Annotated in this window: 16 protein-coding genes; 7 read left to right on the top strand and 9 right to left on the bottom strand. The window is 72.8% G+C overall.

Annotated features, from left to right (window positions below; genetic code table 11):
- The first annotated feature begins 165 nt into the window (after positions 1-165).
- On the top strand, positions 166-891 hold the full coding sequence (locus ACZ7GX_RS07575) for a hypothetical protein (RefSeq protein WP_498773955.1): 726 nt from the start codon (positions 166-168) through the stop codon (positions 889-891).
- Positions 892-898: 7 nt separating this feature from the next.
- Here ACZ7GX_RS07575 and sigJ read toward each other — a convergent pair whose 3' ends face one another.
- From sigJ to fdhD, 3 genes are all read right to left on the bottom strand, one after another.
- Positions 899-1,834 (bottom strand): RNA polymerase sigma factor SigJ, encoded by a 936-nt coding sequence (sigJ, locus tag ACZ7GX_RS07570; RefSeq protein ID WP_498773953.1) that lies wholly within the window; start codon positions 1,832-1,834, stop codon positions 899-901.
- A 10-nt stretch (positions 1,835-1,844) separates the two neighbouring features.
- Positions 1,845-3,026, bottom strand: a complete 1,182-nt coding sequence (locus ACZ7GX_RS07565) for an NAD(P)/FAD-dependent oxidoreductase (RefSeq protein ID WP_498773951.1) — start codon at positions 3,024-3,026, stop codon at positions 1,845-1,847.
- 86 nt (positions 3,027-3,112) lie between these two features.
- Positions 3,113-3,940, bottom strand: a complete 828-nt coding sequence (fdhD, locus tag ACZ7GX_RS07560; protein WP_498773949.1) for a formate dehydrogenase accessory sulfurtransferase FdhD — start codon at positions 3,938-3,940, stop codon at positions 3,113-3,115.
- A 17-nt stretch (positions 3,941-3,957) separates the two neighbouring features.
- Between fdhD and ACZ7GX_RS07555 the strand changes: the two genes are divergently transcribed.
- Positions 3,958-4,425, top strand: a complete 468-nt coding sequence (locus ACZ7GX_RS07555) for a hypothetical protein (protein ID WP_498773947.1) — start codon at positions 3,958-3,960, stop codon at positions 4,423-4,425.
- Here the strand turns inward: ACZ7GX_RS07555 and ACZ7GX_RS07550 are convergent.
- A complete protein-coding gene (locus tag ACZ7GX_RS07550) occupies positions 4,370-5,677 on the bottom strand; it encodes an OFA family MFS transporter (RefSeq protein WP_498773945.1) in 1,308 nt (435 codons plus the stop codon). The two genes, ACZ7GX_RS07555 and ACZ7GX_RS07550, sit on opposite strands and share 56 nt — an antisense overlap.
- A 90-nt stretch (positions 5,678-5,767) precedes the next feature.
- Between ACZ7GX_RS07550 and ACZ7GX_RS07545 the strand changes: the two genes are divergently transcribed.
- Genes ACZ7GX_RS07545 through ACZ7GX_RS07525 form a run of 5 tightly spaced genes read left to right on the top strand, consistent with a single transcriptional unit; the run spans position 5,768 to position 11,999 of the window.
- Positions 5,768-6,925, top strand: a complete 1,158-nt coding sequence (locus ACZ7GX_RS07545) for a molybdopterin molybdotransferase MoeA (protein ID WP_498773943.1) — start codon at positions 5,768-5,770, stop codon at positions 6,923-6,925.
- Positions 6,926-6,962: 37 nt separating this feature from the next.
- A complete protein-coding gene (locus ACZ7GX_RS07540) occupies positions 6,963-7,433 on the top strand; it encodes a formate dehydrogenase subunit gamma (protein WP_498773941.1) in 471 nt (156 codons plus the stop codon).
- On the top strand, positions 7,430-8,977 hold the full coding sequence (locus tag ACZ7GX_RS07535; RefSeq protein WP_498773939.1) for a formate dehydrogenase beta subunit: 1,548 nt from the start codon (positions 7,430-7,432) through the stop codon (positions 8,975-8,977). The genes ACZ7GX_RS07540 and ACZ7GX_RS07535 overlap by 4 nt, the downstream gene beginning before the upstream one ends.
- Entirely contained in the window at positions 8,974-11,784 is a 2,811-nt protein-coding gene (gene fdhF / locus ACZ7GX_RS07530; RefSeq protein WP_498773937.1) for a formate dehydrogenase subunit alpha, read from the top strand. The genes ACZ7GX_RS07535 and fdhF overlap by 4 nt, the downstream gene beginning before the upstream one ends.
- Positions 11,784-11,999 carry a formate dehydrogenase subunit delta gene (locus tag ACZ7GX_RS07525; protein ID WP_498773935.1) on the top strand — a complete coding sequence of 72 codons (216 nt, stop codon included), beginning with the start codon at positions 11,784-11,786 and terminating at the stop codon, positions 11,997-11,999. The genes fdhF and ACZ7GX_RS07525 overlap by 1 nt, the downstream gene beginning before the upstream one ends.
- Positions 12,000-12,040: 41 nt before the next feature.
- Here the strand turns inward: ACZ7GX_RS07525 and ACZ7GX_RS07520 are convergent, their stop codons facing one another.
- From ACZ7GX_RS07520 to ACZ7GX_RS07500, 5 genes are all read right to left on the bottom strand, one after another.
- On the bottom strand, positions 12,041-14,773 hold the full coding sequence (locus ACZ7GX_RS07520) for a tetratricopeptide repeat protein (protein ID WP_498773933.1): 2,733 nt from the start codon (positions 14,771-14,773) through the stop codon (positions 12,041-12,043).
- Positions 14,774-14,823: 50 nt separating this feature from the next.
- Entirely contained in the window at positions 14,824-16,017 is a 1,194-nt protein-coding gene (locus tag ACZ7GX_RS07515) for an ABC transporter permease (protein ID WP_498773931.1), read from the bottom strand.
- The gene (locus ACZ7GX_RS07510) at positions 16,010-16,675 is read right to left on the bottom strand and encodes an ABC transporter ATP-binding protein (protein ID WP_498773929.1); all 666 of its coding nucleotides are present in this window, start codon (positions 16,673-16,675) and stop codon (positions 16,010-16,012) included. Before ACZ7GX_RS07510 ends, ACZ7GX_RS07515 begins: the two co-directional genes overlap by 8 nt.
- Positions 16,672-17,727 carry a peptidoglycan-binding protein gene (locus ACZ7GX_RS07505; protein WP_498773927.1) on the bottom strand — a complete coding sequence of 352 codons (1,056 nt, stop codon included), beginning with the start codon at positions 17,725-17,727 and terminating at the stop codon, positions 16,672-16,674. The genes ACZ7GX_RS07510 and ACZ7GX_RS07505 overlap by 4 nt, the downstream gene beginning before the upstream one ends.
- A gap of 1,077 nt (positions 17,728-18,804) precedes the next feature.
- Positions 18,805-19,284 carry a hypothetical protein gene (locus ACZ7GX_RS07500; protein ID WP_498773925.1) on the bottom strand — a complete coding sequence of 160 codons (480 nt, stop codon included), beginning with the start codon at positions 19,282-19,284 and terminating at the stop codon, positions 18,805-18,807.
- Positions 19,285-19,293: the final 9 nt, after the last annotated feature.

Raw genomic sequence — 19,293 nt, 5'->3', positions numbered from 1 at the left:
TCCGCCAGGCCTGCCCGGCTTTGGCCTGCCTGGGGTGCCCGTAAGGGCCCCATGTCAAATCGAGCCGGACCCGAGTGGACCCGCTCCGACCCGACCCGAGCGGAACCGGATTGGGGTGGGTTACGTCGTTGTGGGTGGGGGTCAGCGACAAGACGGGGCAGGCGAGTGACCGATACCTACCGCATCTCGATCGACGACAGGTCGGGAGCGACGTTGCGTGGACGGGTGCACATCATCAACCCCGACGCCGAGGAGGTGCCGCCCGGTCGGGACTTCGCGTTGCGGATGATCGTCGAGGTGTGGCACCGGATCCGGCACGGGTACTTCTTCACCTCCGGCGAGGGGAACCTGCCCGACGACCGGCTGCACCTCGAGCTGGACGAGTTGGCCGGCGTGGCGGAGGAACCGGGGCTGAAGTCGTCGTTCGAGCTGCTCATGGCGTTGGACCACGGCAGGCCCGTCTACCTGTCGGAGGAGCAGGTGGCCGAGATCCGGGCGGTGCACGGGATCCGCGACCACGAGGAGAAGCGGGCGGCCAGGCAGGGGTTGATGGAGAGGTACGGCGTCGCGTCGCTCTCGGTCGGCAACGACGGCAGGCCGTTCGTGCGGACCGAGCGTGATGCCCGCGCGTTCTACGAACGGGCGTGTGAGGTCATTGCCGACTACCGCCTCGGCGAGGTGCGGAACTGGCCGCCGCCGTGGGACTTCGGCGATGAGGACGACGAGGAGTACGACGAGGACGCGTACGCGGACAAGTTGGCCGCGATGACGCTGGAGGACTACCCGTACGCCGAGTTCACGATCACCGTGGACGACGTTCGCCACGTCGCGCACATGGGCGGCGGGCTCCACTTCGCCACGGCCATCCACGGCGAGTTCGACTGGCGGTGATCGCCGGTCACCACGAGTCGAGGAGCGGGGCGTCGTGCTCGTGCCGTCGCCACTCCTCGCTGATGCGGCCGAGCCGGGCCGGTGAGGCCATGCCCCGGACGGACGCGATCTTGCCGTCGCGGACCTCCAGGACGCCGACGCCCACCACCCGGTCGTCCACCACGGCGATCATGGCCGGTGAGCCGTTGACCAGGCCGGCGTGGATCTCCAGGTTCCCGCCGACCAGCTTCCGCTTCGCCGGGGTCGGTTTGAAGCCGGCGCGCATGGCGGCGGCGACGCGTTCGGGGACGGAGTACCGCAGCAGCTTCTCGGTCAGCCCGGCGCCGTCGGAGATGGCGGTCGCGTCGTCGGTCAGCAGGGCGACCAGGCGTTCGGTCTGGCCGGAGGACGCGGCGGCGATGAACGCCTCGACGATCCGGCGCGCGGTGGCGCGGTCGACCTCGCCGTGGTTGCGGCCGGCGGCGACGTGGCGGCGGGCGCGGTGGGCGTGCTGCTGGCTCGCGGACTCGGTGATGTCGAGGATGTCGGCGATCTCGGCGTGGCTGTAGGAGAAGGCCTCGCGCAGGACGTAGACGGCGCGTTCGACCGGTGGCAGGCGTTCCATGAGCGTCAGCACCGCGAGGGTGACCGATTCGCGCTGCTCGAAGGTGTCGGCCGGGCCCAGCATCGGGTCGCCCTCGAGGAGCGGTTCGGGCAGCCAGGCGCCGACGGCGCGTTCGCGCCGCGTCTTCGCCGAGCGGAGCCGGTCGAGGGACAGGTTCGTGACCACCTTGGTCAGCCACGCCTCGGGCACGTCGATGTGGTCCCGGTCGGCGGCCTGCCAGCGCAGGAACGCGTCCTGCACGGCGTCCTCGGCGTCGGCGGCCGAGCCGAGCAGGCGGTAGGCCAACGAGGCCAGCCGGTCCCGGCTGGCCTCGAAACGCGCCACGGTCGCGCTGTCCATGGTGGTCACGCTAGGCGATGACCGCCTCGGTGGCGCGGGCGGGCGCGGTGGTGACGCGGTGCCTGCGGGTGGGCATCCCGAACGTCGGGTGGCCCATGCCGAAGGCCGCGCCGCGGAGGACGGCCGCCTTGAGGCGCGCGGCCGGGCGACCGCGCAGGGCCCAGGTCTTCGACCGCGCCTCGCCGTCGACCACCTGGAAGATCGCGTCCTTCCGACCGAGGCTGATGTGGTTGCCGACGTAGGCCAGCGAGGTCTTCGGGATCTCGCGACCGGTCAGGTCGCCGACGATCGCGGCCACCGCCTGCTTGGCGGTGTACCCGGCCGAGGCGCAGGACATCGGCAGCGGCCGGCCGTTCTCGCCGATGACGTGGACGCTGTCGCCGATGGCGTAGACCTCGGGGTGCGAGACCGACCGCATCATGCGGTCGACCACGATCTGGCCGGTGTCGGTGACCTCCAAGCCGCTGGCGGCGGCGATGGGGTGGACGGCGAAACCGGCCGCCCACACGGTGACGTCGGCGGCGAGGGCGGTGCCGTCGACGGCGAGGGCCCGCGCTGCCTCGACGCGGTCGATGGTGGTGCGCTCGTGGACGGTGATGCCGAACCGGTCGAACGCCCGCAGCAGGTGGCGGCGGGCCTTCGGGCCGAGCCAGCCGCCCAGCTCGCCGCTGGTGGCGAGGGTGACGGCGAGTTCGGGCCGGGATTCGGCGATCTCGGTGGCGGCCTCGATCGCGGTCAGGTTGCCGCCGACGACCAGCACCGTCCCATTGCCGTCCAGCTCGTCCAGGCGCTGCCGCAGGCGCAGCGCCGCGGGGCGGGCGGCGATGGGGAAGGCGTGCTCGGCCACGCCCGGGACGCCGTGGTCGGCGGCGGTGCTGCCGAGCGCGTAGAGGAGGGTGTCGTAGTCGAGCCGGTCGCCGCCGGTCAGGGTGACCGTCCGCTGCTCGGGGTCGACGGCGGCCACCCGCGCCAGTCGCAGGCGGATGCCGGTGCCCGCGAACAGCTCCGCCAGGTCGTAGCGGCGCAGGTCCTGGCCCGCGGCGAGCTGGTGCAGGCGCATCCGCTCGACGAAGTCGGGCTCGGCGTTGACCACGGTGATCTCGACGTCGTCGGCGTGCAGGCGGCGGGCGAGCTGTCCGGCGGCGTAGCCCCCGGCGTAGCCGGCTCCCAGGACGATGATGCGGTGCTTCATGTTCACGCTCCTGTCGGTTCGCTCGGCCTCTGAACGGGACAGCGCCGCGATCCCTGACAGGTTTCGAGTGTGGCGTGGGTCACCCCTCAGCGTTCGACCAGGCGGTGGCGGCCCGCGTAGACGTTCATCGACGTGCCGCGCAGGAAGCCCACCAGGGTCATGCCGACCTCCGCGGCCAAATCGACCGCCAGCGACGACGGCGCGGAGACGGCGGCGAGCACGGGGATGCCGGCCATCGCCGCCTTCTGCACCAGCTCGAACGACGCCCGGCCGCTCACCATGAGAACGGTGGAGGCGAGGGGCAGGCCGCGTTGCTTCAGGCCCCAGCCGACGACCTTGTCCACCGCGTTGTGCCGACCCACGTCCTCCCGCAGGCACAGCAGCTCGCCGTCCGCGTCGAAGAGGCCGGCCGCGTGCAGGCCGCCCGTGCGGTCGAAGACCCGCTGGGCGGCGCGCAGTTCGTCCGGCAGCACGGCGAGGGTCTCGGCGTCGACGGTGAGCGGGTCGTCCGCGACCGGCCAGGTGGCGCTGGTGCGCACCGCGTCGAGGCTCGCCTTGCCGCACAGGCCGCAGGACGACGTCATGTAGAAGTTGCGCTCGATCGACGGGTCGGGTGGTGGCACGCCGGCCGCCAGCACGACGTCCAGCACGTTGTAGGTGTTGCCGCCGTCGGCGGTCGCGCCCGCGCAGTAGCGGATCGAGGTGATGTGCTCCGCGGCGCGGACCACGCCCTCGCTGACCAGGAAACCCGCCGCCAGGTCGAAGTCGTCACCCGGCGTGCGCATGGTCACGGACAGCGGTTTGCCGCCGACGCGGACCTCCAGCGGCTCCTCCACGGTGAGGGTGTCGGCCCGGGCGTCGGCCACGCCGTCCACCACGCGCACTACCCGTCGCCTGCTCGTCACTCGTCCCATGTGGACACTCCTCCGTCGTGAGGCACAGCTCGGCGCACTCGGCCAGCAGGCGGCGCAGGGCCTGGTCGCGATGCTCCCCCGCGGCGAGCGCCACGGCCCTGGTCGCGCGGTGGACCGCGAGCGCGGGCCACCACCTCGTCCAAGGGGCACGGGGGCGGCCCGCCGCGCGGAGGCAGTGCTCGACCAGGGCGTCCGTGCGGCGGGCGGTGGACGTGCCGATCAACGGCACCGCGAAGACCAGCAGCGCACGGCGGCCGTCCGGCGTGCTGAGGTCGTTCACGCAGCGGGCGACGGCGCCCAGCACCGGGTGCACGGTCGCGGGCCGGTCGGTCCACTCCTCGTCCGCCAGCGTGGACACCAGTTCCAGCAGGCAGCAGCCGTGCGCGGGGGTGACGTGCCGCCCCGGCGCCAACCGGGGCAGCCGGGTGGTCACGACGCCTCGCGCGGGCGCGGCAGCAGCCGGTGGGGACGTCCCGGCCGGCTGAACCGCCCGCCCAGCGCCGCGCCCGCCACGCCCAGCGCCGCGGCGGTGAGGAACGGGCCGGGGTAGCCGTGCGACACGACGACCAGGGACGCCAGGCCGACGCCGATGACGCCGCCGAGGGCCTTGGCGCTGTAGATGACGGCGAAGTTGAGCGGCGCGGTGCCCTCGCCGAAGTACTCGCGCACGAGTCCGACCAGCAACGAGTAGCAGCAGCTCGTGCCGAGACCGGCCACGCCCGCGCCGATCAGCAGGGCGACGGCGTGCTGCCGCTGACCGCCGAACAGCAGCACGAGCTGGGCCAGGCCGCCGGTCGCCATCGCCAGCCGCAACGTGAGCCGACGGCCGATGGCCTCGGATATCCGGCCCGCGAGGATCCGCCCCGCGCCCGCCGACGCGGCCAGTACCGCCGGCCCCACCGCCGCGAACACCGTCCCGTCCGCGAAGGCCGCCAGGAACACCAGGTCGAACAGCGACACCGCCGCCGCGAACACCACCGTCACGTACATCGGCACGAGGACACCGCTGCGCAGCGCCTCCCCCGGCTTGAAGTGGCGGATGGCGGGGCGGTTGCTGCGGTGCGTGCGGAGTTCCCGGTGGCGCGGGTCGACGTCGGCGGGCCACCAGTTCGGCGGCGGGTCGCGCAACGGCAGGCCGCACGCGGTCACGACCACCAGCACGACCAGGGCCGCGACGGACAGGAACGCGGTCCGGTCGCCCCCGTCGAACCAGAGGCCGGCGGCCAGCGCGAACGGCACGCCGCCGAGCGCGAACGCGCCGGTGATCAGGGCGATCCGGCCGGTGACCCGGTCGGGGAACCAGCGGATGACGGTGCCGACGCACGTCGCGTAGACCAGGCCGGTGCCGACGCCGCCGACCAGCGAGTAGCCGAGGTAGAGGACCAGCAGGTGGTCGGCGGAGAGGGTGAGCAGGCCGATCGCACTGAGCACGGCGCCGAGGACGACGGCGTGGCGCGGTGGCAGCAGGCCGCGTTCGCGCAGCCACGCGACCGGGAACGCGATGCCCGCCTGGCACGCCGTCCAGAGCGCGAACGCCCAGCACAGCTCGACCAGGCTCCACCGCTGCTCCAACGCGGGCACCAAGGCGCCGAACCCGTACTGGGCGGTGCCGGTGACGAGCATGGCGATGCCGCTCAGCCACGCGATCCGGCTCCGCGGCCGGCCCAGCAGCTCGTGGTCCGACTCGCCGATGCGGTACCGGCGGCCGTAGACGTCGAGGACTTCACGCACCTGCATGAGGCCCACCCTCCTTGCAGATTGTATACAGTATTGAGTAGCCTAGCGCCTTGTATGCATTCCTGAACACCCCTCAGGCGGGCGGACCCCATGCGCATCCCCTGGACCGAGGCGAGGCAGGCGGCCCGACAGGCGGGCAAGCCGCTGGACGTGGTGGAACTGCCGTTGGCACAGGCGTTGGGCGCGGTGCTGGCGTCCCCGTTGCGCGCGTTGGTGGCCGTGCCGTCGTTCGACAACTCGGCGATGGACGGTTACGCGGTGGCCGGGCACGGGCCGTGGATCGTGGTCGGCCGGGTGCGGGCAGGTGGCGTGGCGGGCTCGCTGCACGGTGGTCAGGCGGTCGAGATCGCGACCGGCGCGCCCGTGCCGTGCGGTGCGGACGCCATGCTGCCGGTGGAGCACGCCGAGATCACCGGCGCGCTGGTGATGGGTGATGTGGCGCCGGGCAGGCACATCCGGCGGGTCGGCGAGAGCTGCCCGGCCGGTGAGCTGCTGCTGCCGACGGGCGCGGTGGTGACGCCAGCCGTGCTCGGGCTGGCGGCGAGCGTCGGGCACGACCACCTCGCCGTGCACCGGCGTCCCCGGGTCGCCGCCGTGATGACCGGTGACGAGGTGGTGACCGCCGGCGTGCCGGGGCCGGGGCGGGTGCGTGACGCGATCGGACCCGTGCTGCCCGGGTTGGTGCGCGCGGCGGGCGGCGAGCACGCGGGGACCACCCACCTCGCCGACTTCCCCGGCGCGCTGGTCGAGGCGTTGTGGGAGATCGACGCGGACGTGGTGGTGGTCGGTGGCGCGACGTCCGTCGGGCCGGCCGATCACCTGCACGAGGCGTTGCGGGTGCTGCGCGCGGACGTGCGGGTGGACGGTGTCGCGTGCCGCCCGGGTCACCCGCAGGTGTTGGCCGTGCTGCCGGACGGGCGGTGCGTGGTCGGGCTGCCCGGCAACCCGTTCGCCGCGCTGGCCGCCGGCGTCACGTTGCTGGCGCCGCTGGTGGAGGCGTTGTCCGGGCGTGAGCCCGCGGCGGCGCGGACGGTCGGGTTGGCGGCGGTGCGGTCGCACGGGCACGACACGCGGCTGGTGCCGGTGGTGGTGTCCGGGCGGGTGGGCGTCCCGGTGGGGCACGACCGGCCGGGGACGTTGCGGGGCGCGGCGTTGGCGGACGGGCTGGCGGTGGTGCCGCCCGGGTTCGCCGGTGGCGAGGTCGAGGTGCTGCCTGTCGCCGATGGGAGCGGAGGCGTACAGTTTTGAATACGGTATACAGTCTGCGAGCGACAGTGGAGGCCGCATGACCGTGGTGGAACGGGTGCTCGCCGTGATCGAGGCGCACCGCGGCGACAGGGGCGCGCTGCTCCCGATCCTGCACGGCATCCAGGCCGAGTTCGGCTACGTCGACCAGTCGGTGATCCCGCTGGTGGCCAAGGAGCTGAACCTGTCGCGGGCGGACGTGCACGGCGTCGTCACCTTCTACAGCGACTTCCGCAGCGAGCCCGCGGGCCGCGTCACGGTGCAGCTGTGCCGCGCCGAGGCGTGCCAGTCGGTCGGGTCCGAGCGCCTGGTCGCGCACGCCGAGGCCGCGTACGGCGTGAAGGTCGGCCAGACCAGCGCGGACGGCGCGGTCACCCTCGGCCAGGTGTTCTGCCTGGGCAACTGCGCCCTCGGACCCGCCGCCCGGGTCAACGGGCGGCTGCACGGACGGCTCGACCCGGCCCGGCTGGACGCCGCGGTCGCCGCGGACTTCGAGATGGGGACGCCATGACCACCACCGTGTACGTCCCGCGCGACGCCGCCGCCCTCTCGGTCGGCGCGGACGCCGTCGCCGCCGCGATCACCCGGGAAGCCGCGCTCGCGGGTCGGGCCGTCCGGGTCGTGCGCAACGGCTCGCGCGGCATGTTGTGGCTGGAGACGCTGGTCGAGGTGACCACCGACGCGGGCCGGATCGGGTACGGACCGGTGACCGCGGACGCCGTGCCCGGGTTGGTCGCCGCCGGGATGTTGGACGGCGCCGAGCACGACCTGCGGGTGGGGGTGGTCGAGGAGCTGCCGTGGTTCCGCGCCCAGCACCGGCTGTGCTTCGCGCGCGTCGGCGTCACCGACCCGTTGTCGCCGGACGACTACCTCGCGCACGGCGGGATGACGGGTCTGCGGCGGGCGTTGGAGATCGGACCGGCGGCGACGGTCGCCGAGGTGACCGACTCGGGGTTGCGCGGACGTGGCGGCGCGGGATTCCCGGCGGGCATCAAGTGGAAGACGGTCGCGGACACGCCCGGCGAGCTGAAGTTCGTGTGCTGCAACGCCGACGAGGGCGACAGCGGCACGTTCGCCGACCGGATGCTCATCGAGGGCGACCCGTTCTGCCTGATCGAGGGAATGGCCATCGCGGCCTTCGCGGTCGGCGCCACTGAGGGTTACATCTACCTGCGGTCGGAGTACCCCGAAGCGGTGCGGACGTTCCGCCGGGCGATCGACATCGCGTACGCGCAGGGCTGGCTCGGGGACGACGTGCTCGGCTCCGGGCTGAAGTTCGACCTGATGGTGCGCGTCGGCGCGGGCGCGTACATCTGCGGCGAGGAGACCTCCATGCTGGAGAGCCTGGAGGGCAAGCGGGGCGTGGTGCGGGCGAAACCGCCGATCCCCGCGATCACCGGCCTGTTCGGCAAGCCGACCGTGGTGAACAACGTGCTCACGCTGGCGTCCGTGCCCACGATCCTGGCCGACGGCGGCACGTCCTACCAGGCGTTGGGCGTGCAGCGGTCGCGTGGCACGCAGGTGTTCCAGCTGGCCGGGAACATCGCGCGCGGCGGCGTGTTCGAGACGGCGTTCGGCATCTCGCTGCGCGACCTGGTCGAGGTGCACGGCGGCGGCACGCTGTCCGGCCGGCCGGTGCGCGCGGTGCAGGTGGGCGGGCCGCTCGGGGCGTACCTGCCGGCGTCCGGGCTGGACCTGGCGATGGACTACGAGGCGTTCGCCGAGGCGGGCGCGATGCTCGGCCACGGCGGGATCGTGGTGTTCGACGACACCGTGGACATGGCGTCGATGGCGCGGTTCGCGTTCTCGTTCTGCGCGGAGGAGTCCTGCGGCAAGTGCACGCCGTGCCGGGTGGGCGCGGTGCGCGGGGTCGAGGTGATCGACCGGATCGTCGGCGGCGAGGACGTCGACGACAACCTCGCCCTGCTCGGCGACCTCTGCGAGCTGATGGCCGACGGGTCGTTGTGCGCGATGGGCGGCCTCACGCCCAACCCGGTGCGGAGCGCGCTCCAGCACTTCGCCGACGACTTCACCCCAAGGAGGGTCACCCCGTGACGATCTTGAAAGAACCGGACTTCGGCACACCGGCCGCGACGTCCTCGACCTCGGTGACGGTGGAGGTCGACGGCATCCCGGTGACCGTGCCCGCCGGCACGTCGGTCATGCGCGCCGCCGCGACCAGCGGCATCGACATCCCCAAGCTGTGCGCGACGGACAGCCTGGAGGCGTTCGGGTCGTGCCGGCTGTGCCTGGTGGAGATCGACGGCAGGCGCGGCACGCCCGCGTCGTGCACCACGCCGGTCGCCGACGGGATGAAGGTGCGCACCCAGACGCCGAAGCTGGCGAAGCTGCGGCAGGGCGTGATGGAGCTCTACATCTCCGACCACCCGCTGGACTGCCTGACGTGCTCGGCCAACGGCGACTGCGAGCTGCAGGACATGTCCGGCGCGGTCGGGTTGCGGCAGGTGCGGTACGGGTACGAGGGCGAGAACCACCTGTCGCTGGAGAAGGACACCAGCAACCCGTACTTCGACTTCGAGCCGTCCAAGTGCATCTCGTGCTCGCGGTGCGTGCGGGCGTGCGGCGAGGTGCAGGGCACGTTCGCGCTGACGATCGAGGGCCGTGGGTTCGAGTCGCAGGTGTCGGCGGGTGGCGTGCCGTTCATGGAATCGGAGTGCGTGTCGTGCGGCGCGTGCGTGCAGGCGTGCCCGACGGCGACGTTGCAGGAGAAGTCCGTGGTGCAGCTGGGGATGCCCAGCCGGACCGTGCTGACGACGTGCGCGTACTGCGGTGTCGGGTGCTCGTTCAAGGCCGAGCTGCGCGGTGACGAGCTGGTGCGGATGGTGCCGTACAAGGACGGCGGCGCGAACGAGGGTCACTCGTGCGTGAAGGGTCGGTTCGCGTTCGGCTACGCCACGCACCCGGACCGGGTGATGTCGCCGATGGTGCGCGAGAAGATCACCGATCCGTGGCGTGAGGTGTCGTGGGAGGAGGCGATCGGCTACACCGCGTCGCGGATGCGGGAGATCCAGGCCGTCCACGGCGTCGGTGCGATCGGCGGCATCACGTCGTCGCGGTGCACCAACGAAGAGGTGTACGTGGTGCAGAAGCTCGTGCGGGCGGCGTTCGGGAACAACAACGTCGACACGTGCGCGCGGGTGTGCCACTCCCCCACCGGGTACGGGCTCAAGCAGACGTTCGGCGAGTCGGCGGGCACCCAGGACTTCCGGTCGGTGGCGGCGGCGGACGTGATCGTGGTGATCGGCGCCAACCCGACCGACGGTCACCCGGTGTTCGCGTCGCGGATGAAGCGGCGGCTGCGGGAGGGCGCGAAGCTCGTCGTGATCGACCCCCGGCGGATCGACCTGGTGCGCTCGCCGCACGTGCGGGCCACCCACCACCTGCAGTTGCAGCCGGGCACGAACGTGGCCGTGGTGAACGCGTTCGCGCACGTCGTCGTGACCGAAGGGCTGGTCGACGCCGACTTCGTGGCGGCGCGGTGCGAGGGGTACGAGGAGTGGGCGGAGTTCATCGCGCGGCCGGAGAACAGCCCCGAGGTGGTCGAGTCGATCACCGGGGTGCCGGCGTCGGAGATCCGCGCGGCGGCCCGGCTGTACGCGACGGGTGGGAACGCGGCGATCTACTACGGGCTGGGCGTGACCGAGCACAGCCAGGGGTCGACCATGGTGATGGGCATGGCGAACCTGGCCATGGCGACCGGCAACGTCGGCCGGGACGGCGTCGGCGTGAACCCGTTGCGCGGGCAGAACAACGTGCAGGGGTCGTGCGACATGGGGTCGTTCCCGCACGAGCTGCCGGGCTACCGGCACGTGTCGGACGACGCGGTGCGGACGGTGTTCGAGCAGGTGTGGGGGCGCAGCATCCTGCCGACGCCCGGCCTGCGCATCCCGAACATGTTCGACTCGGCCATCGCGGGCACGTTCCGCGGGCTGTTCGTGCAGGGCGAGGACATCGCGCAGTCCGACCCGAACCTCGCGCACGTGACGGCGGCGTTGACCGCGATGGACCTGGTCGTGGTGCAGGACCTGTTCCTCAACGAGACGTCGAAGTTCGCGCACGTGTTCCTGCCCGGCACGTCGTTCCTGGAGAAGGACGGCACGTTCACCAACGCCGAGCGGCGGATCAACCGGGTGCGGCCGGTGATGGCGCCGAAGACCGGCAAGCACGAGTGGCAGATCGTGTGCGAGCTGGCGGCGGCGCTGGGCTACGACATGCCCTACACGCACCCGCGCGAGATCATGGACGAGATCGCGGCGCTGACGCCGACGTTCGCCGGGGTGTCGTTCGCCGCGCTCGACCGGTTGGGCAGCATCCAGTGGCCGTGCGACGAGGACGCGCCGGCCGGCACGCCGACCATGCACGTGGACTCGTTCACCCGCGGCAAGGGCAGGTTCGTGCCGACGTCGTTCGTGCCGACGAGCGAGCGCACGACCCGCAAGTTCCCGTTGATCCTGACCACGGGGCGGATCCTGAGCCAGTACAACGTGGGCGCGCAGACCAGGCGGACGGCGAACATCGCGTGGCACCCGGAGGACGTGCTGGAGATCCACCCGCACGACGCCGAGGTGCGCGGGATCGGCGACGGCGACTCGGTCACGCTGGCCAGTCGGGTCGGCGCGACGTCGCTGCACGCGGTGATCTCCGACCGCATGCCGGTCGGCGTCGTGTACACGACGTTCCACCACCCCGTGACCGGGGCGAACGTGGTGACCACGGAGAACTCCGACTGGGCGACCAACTGCCCTGAGTACAAGGTCACCGCGGTCCAGGTGGCCCTGCGCGCCGAGGGCGCCGAGGCCGCGTCGGTCCCGGGCGCGCGTGCACGGGCGGTGGTCGACTGATGAGCGGCACAACCCCACCCACGGTCCGCCTGGCCAACGAGATCGCCCGCCAGTTCCACCACCAACCACCGGCCACCGCCGCGACCGCCGTCGCCGGCCACATCGAGCGCTTCTGGGATCCCCGGATGCGCACCGACCTGCAACACCACGTCGTCACGTCGCCGGAGTCCCTGGACCCGGTGGCGTTGGCGGCGGCCAGGCTGGTCGGTTCCTGAGCCGGGCGGGGTGGCCGGCGCCCGCATCCGCCGGACGCCGGTCACCTCGACAACGCGGCCAACCCGTCGCGGATCGAGGCCACGAACGGGTGCTCCTCGTCCAGCGTGCGGACCGCGAGCGCCAGCACCGCCCGCAGTTCGCGCTCGGCCTCGCCCCAGCGCCGCTGCTCGGACAGGACCACGGCCAGGTGGTAGCGGCTGAACAGGGTGTTGACGTGCCCGGCCCCGTGCACCCGCGCCGACAGCAACGACAACGCGCGGAACTCGCTCTCGGCCTCCGGGTGCCGTCCCTGTCGGTGCAGCAGGGTGCCGAGGCACAGGCGGCTGTCCAGCGTGTCCGGGTGCGACGCCCCGAGTGCCCGCTCCAGCCCGACGATCACCACCCGGTGGTGGTCCTCGGCCGCGACCAGGTCGCCCCGTTGTTCGCTGAGGTGGCCCAGCTGGTGTCGCACGCCCAGCACCAGGTGGTGCTCGGGGCCGAGTGCGGCTTCGCGTGCCGCCAAGACGGCCCTGAACTCGGTCTCGGCCTCGTCGAACCGCTCCTGCTTGCGCAGGATGCGGGCCCGGCAGTGCCGCGTCTTCAGCGTGTTCGGGTGGGTGGCGCCGAACAGCCGAACCTGCGCCTCGATCACCTGCCGGTGCTCGGCCTCCGCGGCCGGGAGACTGTCCTTCTCCTCGAGCAGGTGGCCGAAGTCGTGCCGGACCGCCAAGGTCTGCGGGTGCTCGTCGCCGAGCACCCGCACGAACTCGTCCAACGCCCTGCGGTGCTCGACCTCGGCCTCGTCGAACCGCAGTCGTGAGCGCAGCAGGCCGGAGAGGAACCACCGGGCGTTCAGCGGGCTTTCGGGGGCCGAGCACGCCCTCCGCAGCTCCGCTTCCGCCTCGCCCAACCGGCCTAGCTGTTGGAGGACGCGAGCGTGGCAGACGCGGACGATCTGGGTGAAGGCGTCGTCGTCACCCCGGTGCTCGACGCTGGTCGCCAACAACTCCCGGTGCTCGTCCGCCGCCCGGGCCAGGCGGCCCCTGTCCCACAGCAGGTGTCCGAACCTGTGCTTCGCTTCGAGCGTGTCCAGTGCCGTCGGCCCGAGCACCCGGCCGCGTTCGGCCACCACGTCCCGGAGCTCGGCTTCCGCTTCCTCCGACCGGCCGAGGTCGTGCAGGATCTCGGCCAGGCAGGCGCGGACGTCGAGGATGTGCGACGGTTCCGCGGCCATCTTCTCGAGGTCGTGCAGCAGCGCGCGGTGCTCGGTCTCGGCCAGGGGCAGGTCGCCCTTGCTCCGCCGAAGGTCCGCCCGGGAGTGCCGGACCGTGAGCGTGCTCTCGCTGTCGGGCCCCATCACCCGCAGGCACACGGCGATGGACCGGTCGTAGAGCGCCTCCGACAACGGGTACAGGCCGACCGCCCTGGTGTACTCCGCACCGTTGAAGAGCACGATCGCCGTCGCTTCTTCGAGTTCGAGGTCATCGCTCTCGCCGAGGACCTCCAAGTGCGGCACCACCAAGCGCCATCGCGGCCAGGCCTCCGGGTCCCGTCCCCAGTACTCCTTCGTCGCGGCGTGCAGCAGGCGGGCGACCAGGGCTTCGTAGGCCTGTCGGTTCTGCTCGAAGTCCGGTTGGTGGCGGTTGGCGCTGCGGACCACCGGGTGGACGACGACGCTCGATTCGACCACGTCCAGGAGACCGACGTCCTGGAGTGCCCTGAGCAGCACGGACAGCTGGGCCGCGGTGACGGAGGTGAGGAGGGCGGATTCGGCCATGACGGCGGCGTCCAGGACGAAGGCGGGGACGGGGGCCTCGGCGAAGGTCGAGATCAGGCGCAGGAGTTGGCGGGTCTGCGGTTGGCCGCGTTCGGCCAGCAGGTCCATCGACATCTCCCACGTGCGACTCAGGGATTCCCTCGGGGAGGCGGGCTCGCCCTCGGTCAGTTCGGTGAAGCTCTGGTCCCAGCGCTCCAGGTAGGCCTTGAAAGTGGTCGGCGGTTCCAGGCCCGGCAGGGCCAGGGCGTCCTGGGCCACGGCCAGGTAGCGGCCGGCCAGGCGCAGGGCCAGGGGGAGGCCGCCCAGGCGTCGGGCCAGGGCGGTGGCGTCCTCCCGGGTGCCCGCGTGGGCGTGGTCGAGCAGCACTTGCGCGCCGTCGTCGGGGTCGAGTTGGCGCACGTGGTGCACCCGCGCGGCAGGTGGCCAGCCGGTGGCGGCGCGGCTGGTGACCAGGATCGAGCCGGTCGAGTTCGGCGACCTCAGCCAGCCGTTGCCGTCGGCCACCCGGTGGTTCGCGGCGGCGAGGACGTCCGGGTCGTCGGCGTTGTCGAAGACCAGCGCCCACGGTTCCGGCTGGTGGTCGAGGTTGCGCCACAGCAGTTCGATCGCCGAGCCTCCCCGGCCCGCCCACGCCTCCTGGACCTCGTGCGAGTCGGCGCCGGCCTGCAACGCCACCTCCGCCAAGCCCGCCACCAGGCTGTCCCGCGACGACGCGTCCACCCACCACACCCTCGGCAGACCCCGGGCCACGTCGAGGGCGACGGTGGTCTTGCCGAAGCCGCCGCCCGCGGCCAGCACGGCGATCGAGCCGCCCAGGTCGTCGGTCAGCGCGGCGACCAACTCGGACCTGCCGCGCACCTTGTGGTTGAGGCGGCCCAGCGGCGGCGCCACCGACGTGCCCGAGGTGATCGGGGCCGGACGGTCGCCGTAGTAGTGGTTGGTCGTGTGGTTGATGTCGCGCAGGGCCTGTTCGGTGCTGCCGCCGAACGTCGCCTCCGCCCGCTGGGTGTCTGCCACGGTCGAGCTATATCACCCCCTGTCGCGAGTGGAATCCGCTTTGTGCGGAGTCACGGGGTCGCCAGGGCCTCCGTCGGTGCGAGGCGGCCGGCCCTGACCGCGGGGTAGAGGCCCGCCAAGGCGCCGATGACGGCGGTGGCGGCGACTCCGCCCAGCGTTGCCCAGGCCGGCACCAGGGACGGCCAGCCCTGGTAGCCGGCGTAGGCCGCGGTGACCAGGACGCCCAGGACCGCGCCCGCCGCGCCGCCCAGTGCGGACAGGAGGAGTGATTCGGTCAGGAACTGGGTGCGGATCTGGGACCTGGTGGCGCCCAGCGATCTTCGGAGACCGATCTCGGCCCGGCGCTCCAGGACCGAGATGACCATGGTGTTGGCCACGCCGACGCCGCCGACCAGCAGGGCCACCGCGCCCAGGCCGAGGAGCAGGGCGTTGAGGGTCTCGTCGGTGGCTTGTTTGGCCGCCAGGGCGTCCGAGGGTCTGGACACCTCCACTTCGTCGGGGTGCTCGGGGTTGGCGGTGGCGGCCAGGTTGGCTTGGACGCTGTGCACGGCGTCCTCCCTGGACCTGGCGTAGACCGTGGTCGGGTAGCCGTCGAAGCCCAGGTGCTCTCGGGCCACCGGCCAGCCGACCAGGGCGGCGGTGTCGAGTTCGGGCGCGAGGGGTGTCGGGTGCAGGACGCCCACCACGGTGAACCACTCGCCGCCCAGGTGGACGGGTTCGTTCGGGGCGGCCACGCCCAGGCGTTCGGCGGCCTTGTGGCCCAGGACGACGGCCGGGTGGTCGGCGGTGGCGTCGTTGAGGAAGACGCCCTTGGCCACGGTCGCGCCGACGGTGTCCAGGAGGTCGGTCCTCGTGGCCAGGACGGCGATGCCGCCTGACTGGGTCTCGGGGATGCGGTCGTTGCGGTAGACGTGGGCGTCGACCACCTTTCCGGTCGCGGTGGCGGAGGTGACCGGCTCCATCCGGCCGATCATGCCCACGGACTCGGCCGGCAGGTGGGCCTGCTCGCCGAACAGGGTCTGGCCCGGGCCGACGGTCAGCAGGTTCGTGCCGAGCGCGGCGAGGCGGCGGTCGAGGTCCTCGCGGCTGGAGGTCGAGATGCCGACCACCGAGATCATCGCCGCGATGCCGATCGCGATGCCCAACGCGGACAGCACCACCCGGGCCGGCCTGGCCCGCAGTCCCGCGCCGCCCACCCGCAGCACGTCGGCCGGTGAGAGGCGCGCCGGTCGCAGGTCAGGCATCGCGCACCACCCGACCGTCGCGCACGTCCACCCGGCGCGGGAGGGTCGCGGCCACTTCCTGGTCGTGCGTGATGACGAGGACCGTGGTGCCCGCGTCGTTGAGGGAGCGCAGCAGCCCCAGGACGGCCTCGCCGGACTTCGAGTCGAGGTTCCCGGTGGGTTCGTCGGCGAGCAGGAGCGCGGGCCGCCCGACCACGGCGCGGGCGATCGCCACCCGTTGCCGCTCGCCGCCGGACAGCTCGTGCGGGCGGTGGGTGAGCCGGTGGCCGAGGCCGACCGCTTCCAGCGCCTCCACGGCGCGCCGACGGCGTTGCTTCAGGCCGACGCCCGCGTAGAGCAGGCCGTCGGCGACGTTGTCCACTGTGGACACACCGGCGGCCAGGTGGAACTGTTGGAACACGAACCCGATCACGCTTGCCCGCAGGGCGGACAGGGCCCGGTCCGACAGCTCGCGGACGGCGTGCCCGGCGATGCGCACCTCGCCGTGGGTCGGCCGGTCGAGGGTGCCGATGAGGTTGAGCATCGTCGACTTGCCGGACCCGGACGGGCCGACGATGCCCACCAGCTCTCCGCGCTCGACGGTGAGCGACACGTCCCGCAAGGCGACCACCCCCTGGTACTCGCGACCGACGTCACGCAGCTGCACGACCGGCGTCATCGCGGCACCCCCACTTCGACGCCCTCGGCGATGCTCTCGCCGGCGACCTCGACCTGGCCGGCGGCGAACAGGCCCGTCTCCACCGGCACGTGCCGTGTCGCGCCGTTCTCGACCACCTGCACGCCGTACCTGCCCTCGCCGAGGGACACCAAGGCCCCTACCGGCACCGCCAGCACGCCCTCCTTGCGCTCCGCGACGAGCAGGACGTCCACCGGCGCCGAGTCGAGGCGGCCCAGCGCGCCCTGGTCGGCGACCGAGACCACGACGTCGACCGTGGTGGTCGGGGTCGAGCCCGCCTGGGCGGGGCTGCTGGTGGCGACGGTGCCCACCGACTCGACCGTGCCCTCGACCGACTTGCCGTCCGGCAGGCCGATGGTCGCCGCCACGCCCTCGGCCACCAGGTGCTGCTTGCCGACGTCGAGGGGCACGATCACGACCCGGGTGGTGCCGGTGTAGGTGAGGACGGGACCGGTGGCGCGGCTGCCCGGCTGGGCTTTCAGCTCGGCCACCCGCACGTCGCCACCGGTGACCACGACGTCCGTCGGCTGGACCGCCCCCGTCTCCGGCACGCCCAGCGCCTGCTGCCACGCGCGGACCGCCGTCGCCGTGCCGGCGGTGTAGGACTCGTCCACGGTGAACCCTCCGTAACCGAGAGCCAGCAGGTTTTCCTCCAATTGGCGGACATCGCCGCCGACCGCGCCGGGGGCGAGCGACCGGTACGCCGGCGTGGCGCCGAAGAGCAGCGGGACGGGCCGGTCGTCCACCTCGTACACCGCCTGACCACGACCGATGACGGCGCCGGGTTCGGGCAGCCAGGTGACGGTGCCCTGCGCGCCGACGGGCACGGGTGTGGCCGTGCCGTGGGTCAACGTGCCGGTGACCCGTTCGGTGCGGGTCAACGTCGTCGCCGACACCTTCGCCGTGGCCGGTGGCAGGTTCGCCGCACTCGACGGGACGGGTTCGGCGCCACCGAGGCCGACCGCCGCGACACCACCCGCCCCCAACACCACCAACGCGCCCGCTCCCCACGCCAACCGCGCACGCCTGCTCATCGGCCCACCTCCGCCTGCTTGGTCCGACGCAGTCCCAATGGCGACGGGAACGCCCGGAGGTCGCCGTCGCCCTGGCCCACCTCGTCCGCGCGCCGACCCCGGCAGCCCACCACGACATCTCCCGCCTTCCGCACGCTCGGCGAGCCCGCTCGCCATACGGACCGCACACGCCGACCACCGAGCCGGCGCGGTCGACCAAGACCACTCGGCTTGCCGCCGCTCCGATCCGCGCCCATTACGGACACGGTCGGCACGCCCGCACTCCACGCGGTCCCCGCACGTTTGCTCATCGCGCCGACCCCGACAGCTCGGCACCACACACGTCGGGTGCCGACCGCGGCCCGCGAGCCCACCGCCACAACACCCGCCCGCGGCACGCTCGCCCGCACCGCGGCGCCCCGCTACCCGTGCTCAGCGGCTCGGCTCCGACAGCTCGGCACTTCACACGTCCGGGGCCGACCGCGGCCCGCGAGCCCACCGCCACAACACCCGCCCGCCGCATGATCGGTGCGTTCTGCCGCGACGCGGTCCCGCTCCTCGTACTCATCGGTCCGGCTCCGACAACCCGGCACCGCACACGTCCGGGGCCGACCGCAGCCCACGAGCCCGCCGCGGCAACACCTGCCCCCTGCACGACCGGCACGCTCGCCCGCAACAAGGTGTCACTACCCGTGCTCAGCGGCTCGGCTCCGACAGCCCGGCACCACACACATCCAGGGCCGACCGCGGCCCACGAGTCCGCTGTTGCAACACCCGCCCGCCGCACGACCGGCACGCCCGCCCCCACCGCAGTTCCGCTACCCGTGCTCAGCGGTCCGGCTCCGGCAGCTCGGGTCGGCGCACGGCCGGCGTCGGGCAGCACACCGGGATTGCGATCGGACTGGCTGAGATCGCTCGGCTTGTGCGATCCGGATGCCGGGCCATGCGCCCCGGTGGGCCGAGAAGTCCCGGACCCACCGCAACCAGCGTCCCTGCCCACCGCACGTCTGCTCGCTGGAACCGATCCCAGAAGCTCCTGGCGGCACACGCGCCGACACCAACCGGAACCCACGGCCGCCGTGGTCGACAGAGGTCCGGTCATCGGCCCAGCTCCGGCAGCTTGTCGCGGCACGCGTCCAGGGCCGCGCGGAAGGCCGGGCTTTCCCGGTCGATCTGGGCCAGACCGCCCAGCTTGCCGCCGTTCGGGTCCGGGTCGGGCAGGTCGATGCCGTTGTCCCGCATGCACTGCGAGAACACCCTCAACTGGTCCAGCTTGTCGGGGTCCACCTTGGACAGGTCGCCGCCGCCCGGCAGGAGTTCGCGGCACGCTTCCCTGGCGCGCTCGAAGTCCGGGTCGGTGCGGTCGACTTTGCCGAAGCCGCCCGGCTTTCCCCCCGGCTCCGGGTCGGGGACGTCCACGCCGTTGTCGCGCATGCACTTCGCGAACTCCCGCGACCGGTCCTCCTGGCTCATCGCCACGCTCGACGACGACGAGCCCGCCACCTCCGCCCCGCCCGAGCCGCACCCGGTCAGTGCCAGCGCCAGCGCCAGCGCGGCCGGCACGATACTGCTTCGCATTTCCCCTCC

This window comes from Actinosynnema sp. NPDC037264, from assembly GCF_055603705.1.
Note: the sequence above shows the minus strand (reverse complement) of the source record. Positions and strands in the feature narration are given on the sequence as shown.

Bases quoted from the DNA above. Each gene is read 5' to 3' on its own strand.
- ACZ7GX_RS07525 (WP_498773935.1), top strand. From the start codon at position 11,784: ATGAGCGGCACAACCCCACCCACGGTCCGCCTGGCCAACGAGATCGCC.
- ACZ7GX_RS07550 (WP_498773945.1), bottom strand. From the start codon at position 5,677: ATGCAGGTGCGTGAAGTCCTCGACGTCTACGGCCGCCGGTACCGCATC.
- ACZ7GX_RS07535 (WP_498773939.1), top strand. From the start codon at position 7,430: ATGACCACCACCGTGTACGTCCCGCGCGACGCCGCCGCCCTCTCGGTC.
- ACZ7GX_RS07545 (WP_498773943.1), top strand. From the start codon at position 5,768: ATGCGCATCCCCTGGACCGAGGCGAGGCAGGCGGCCCGACAGGCGGGC.
- ACZ7GX_RS07540 (WP_498773941.1), top strand. From the start codon at position 6,963: ATGACCGTGGTGGAACGGGTGCTCGCCGTGATCGAGGCGCACCGCGGC.
- fdhD (WP_498773949.1), bottom strand. From the start codon at position 3,940: ATGGGACGAGTGACGAGCAGGCGACGGGTAGTGCGCGTGGTGGACGGC.
- ACZ7GX_RS07500 (WP_498773925.1), bottom strand. From the start codon at position 19,284: ATGCGAAGCAGTATCGTGCCGGCCGCGCTGGCGCTGGCGCTGGCACTG.
- ACZ7GX_RS07515 (WP_498773931.1), bottom strand. From the start codon at position 16,017: ATGCCTGACCTGCGACCGGCGCGCCTCTCACCGGCCGACGTGCTGCGG.
- sigJ (WP_498773953.1), bottom strand. From the start codon at position 1,834: ATGGACAGCGCGACCGTGGCGCGTTTCGAGGCCAGCCGGGACCGGCTG.
- ACZ7GX_RS07510 (WP_498773929.1), bottom strand. From the start codon at position 16,675: ATGACGCCGGTCGTGCAGCTGCGTGACGTCGGTCGCGAGTACCAGGGG.
- ACZ7GX_RS07505 (WP_498773927.1), bottom strand. From the start codon at position 17,727: ATGAGCAGGCGTGCGCGGTTGGCGTGGGGAGCGGGCGCGTTGGTGGTG.
- ACZ7GX_RS07565 (WP_498773951.1), bottom strand. From the start codon at position 3,026: ATGAAGCACCGCATCATCGTCCTGGGAGCCGGCTACGCCGGGGGCTAC.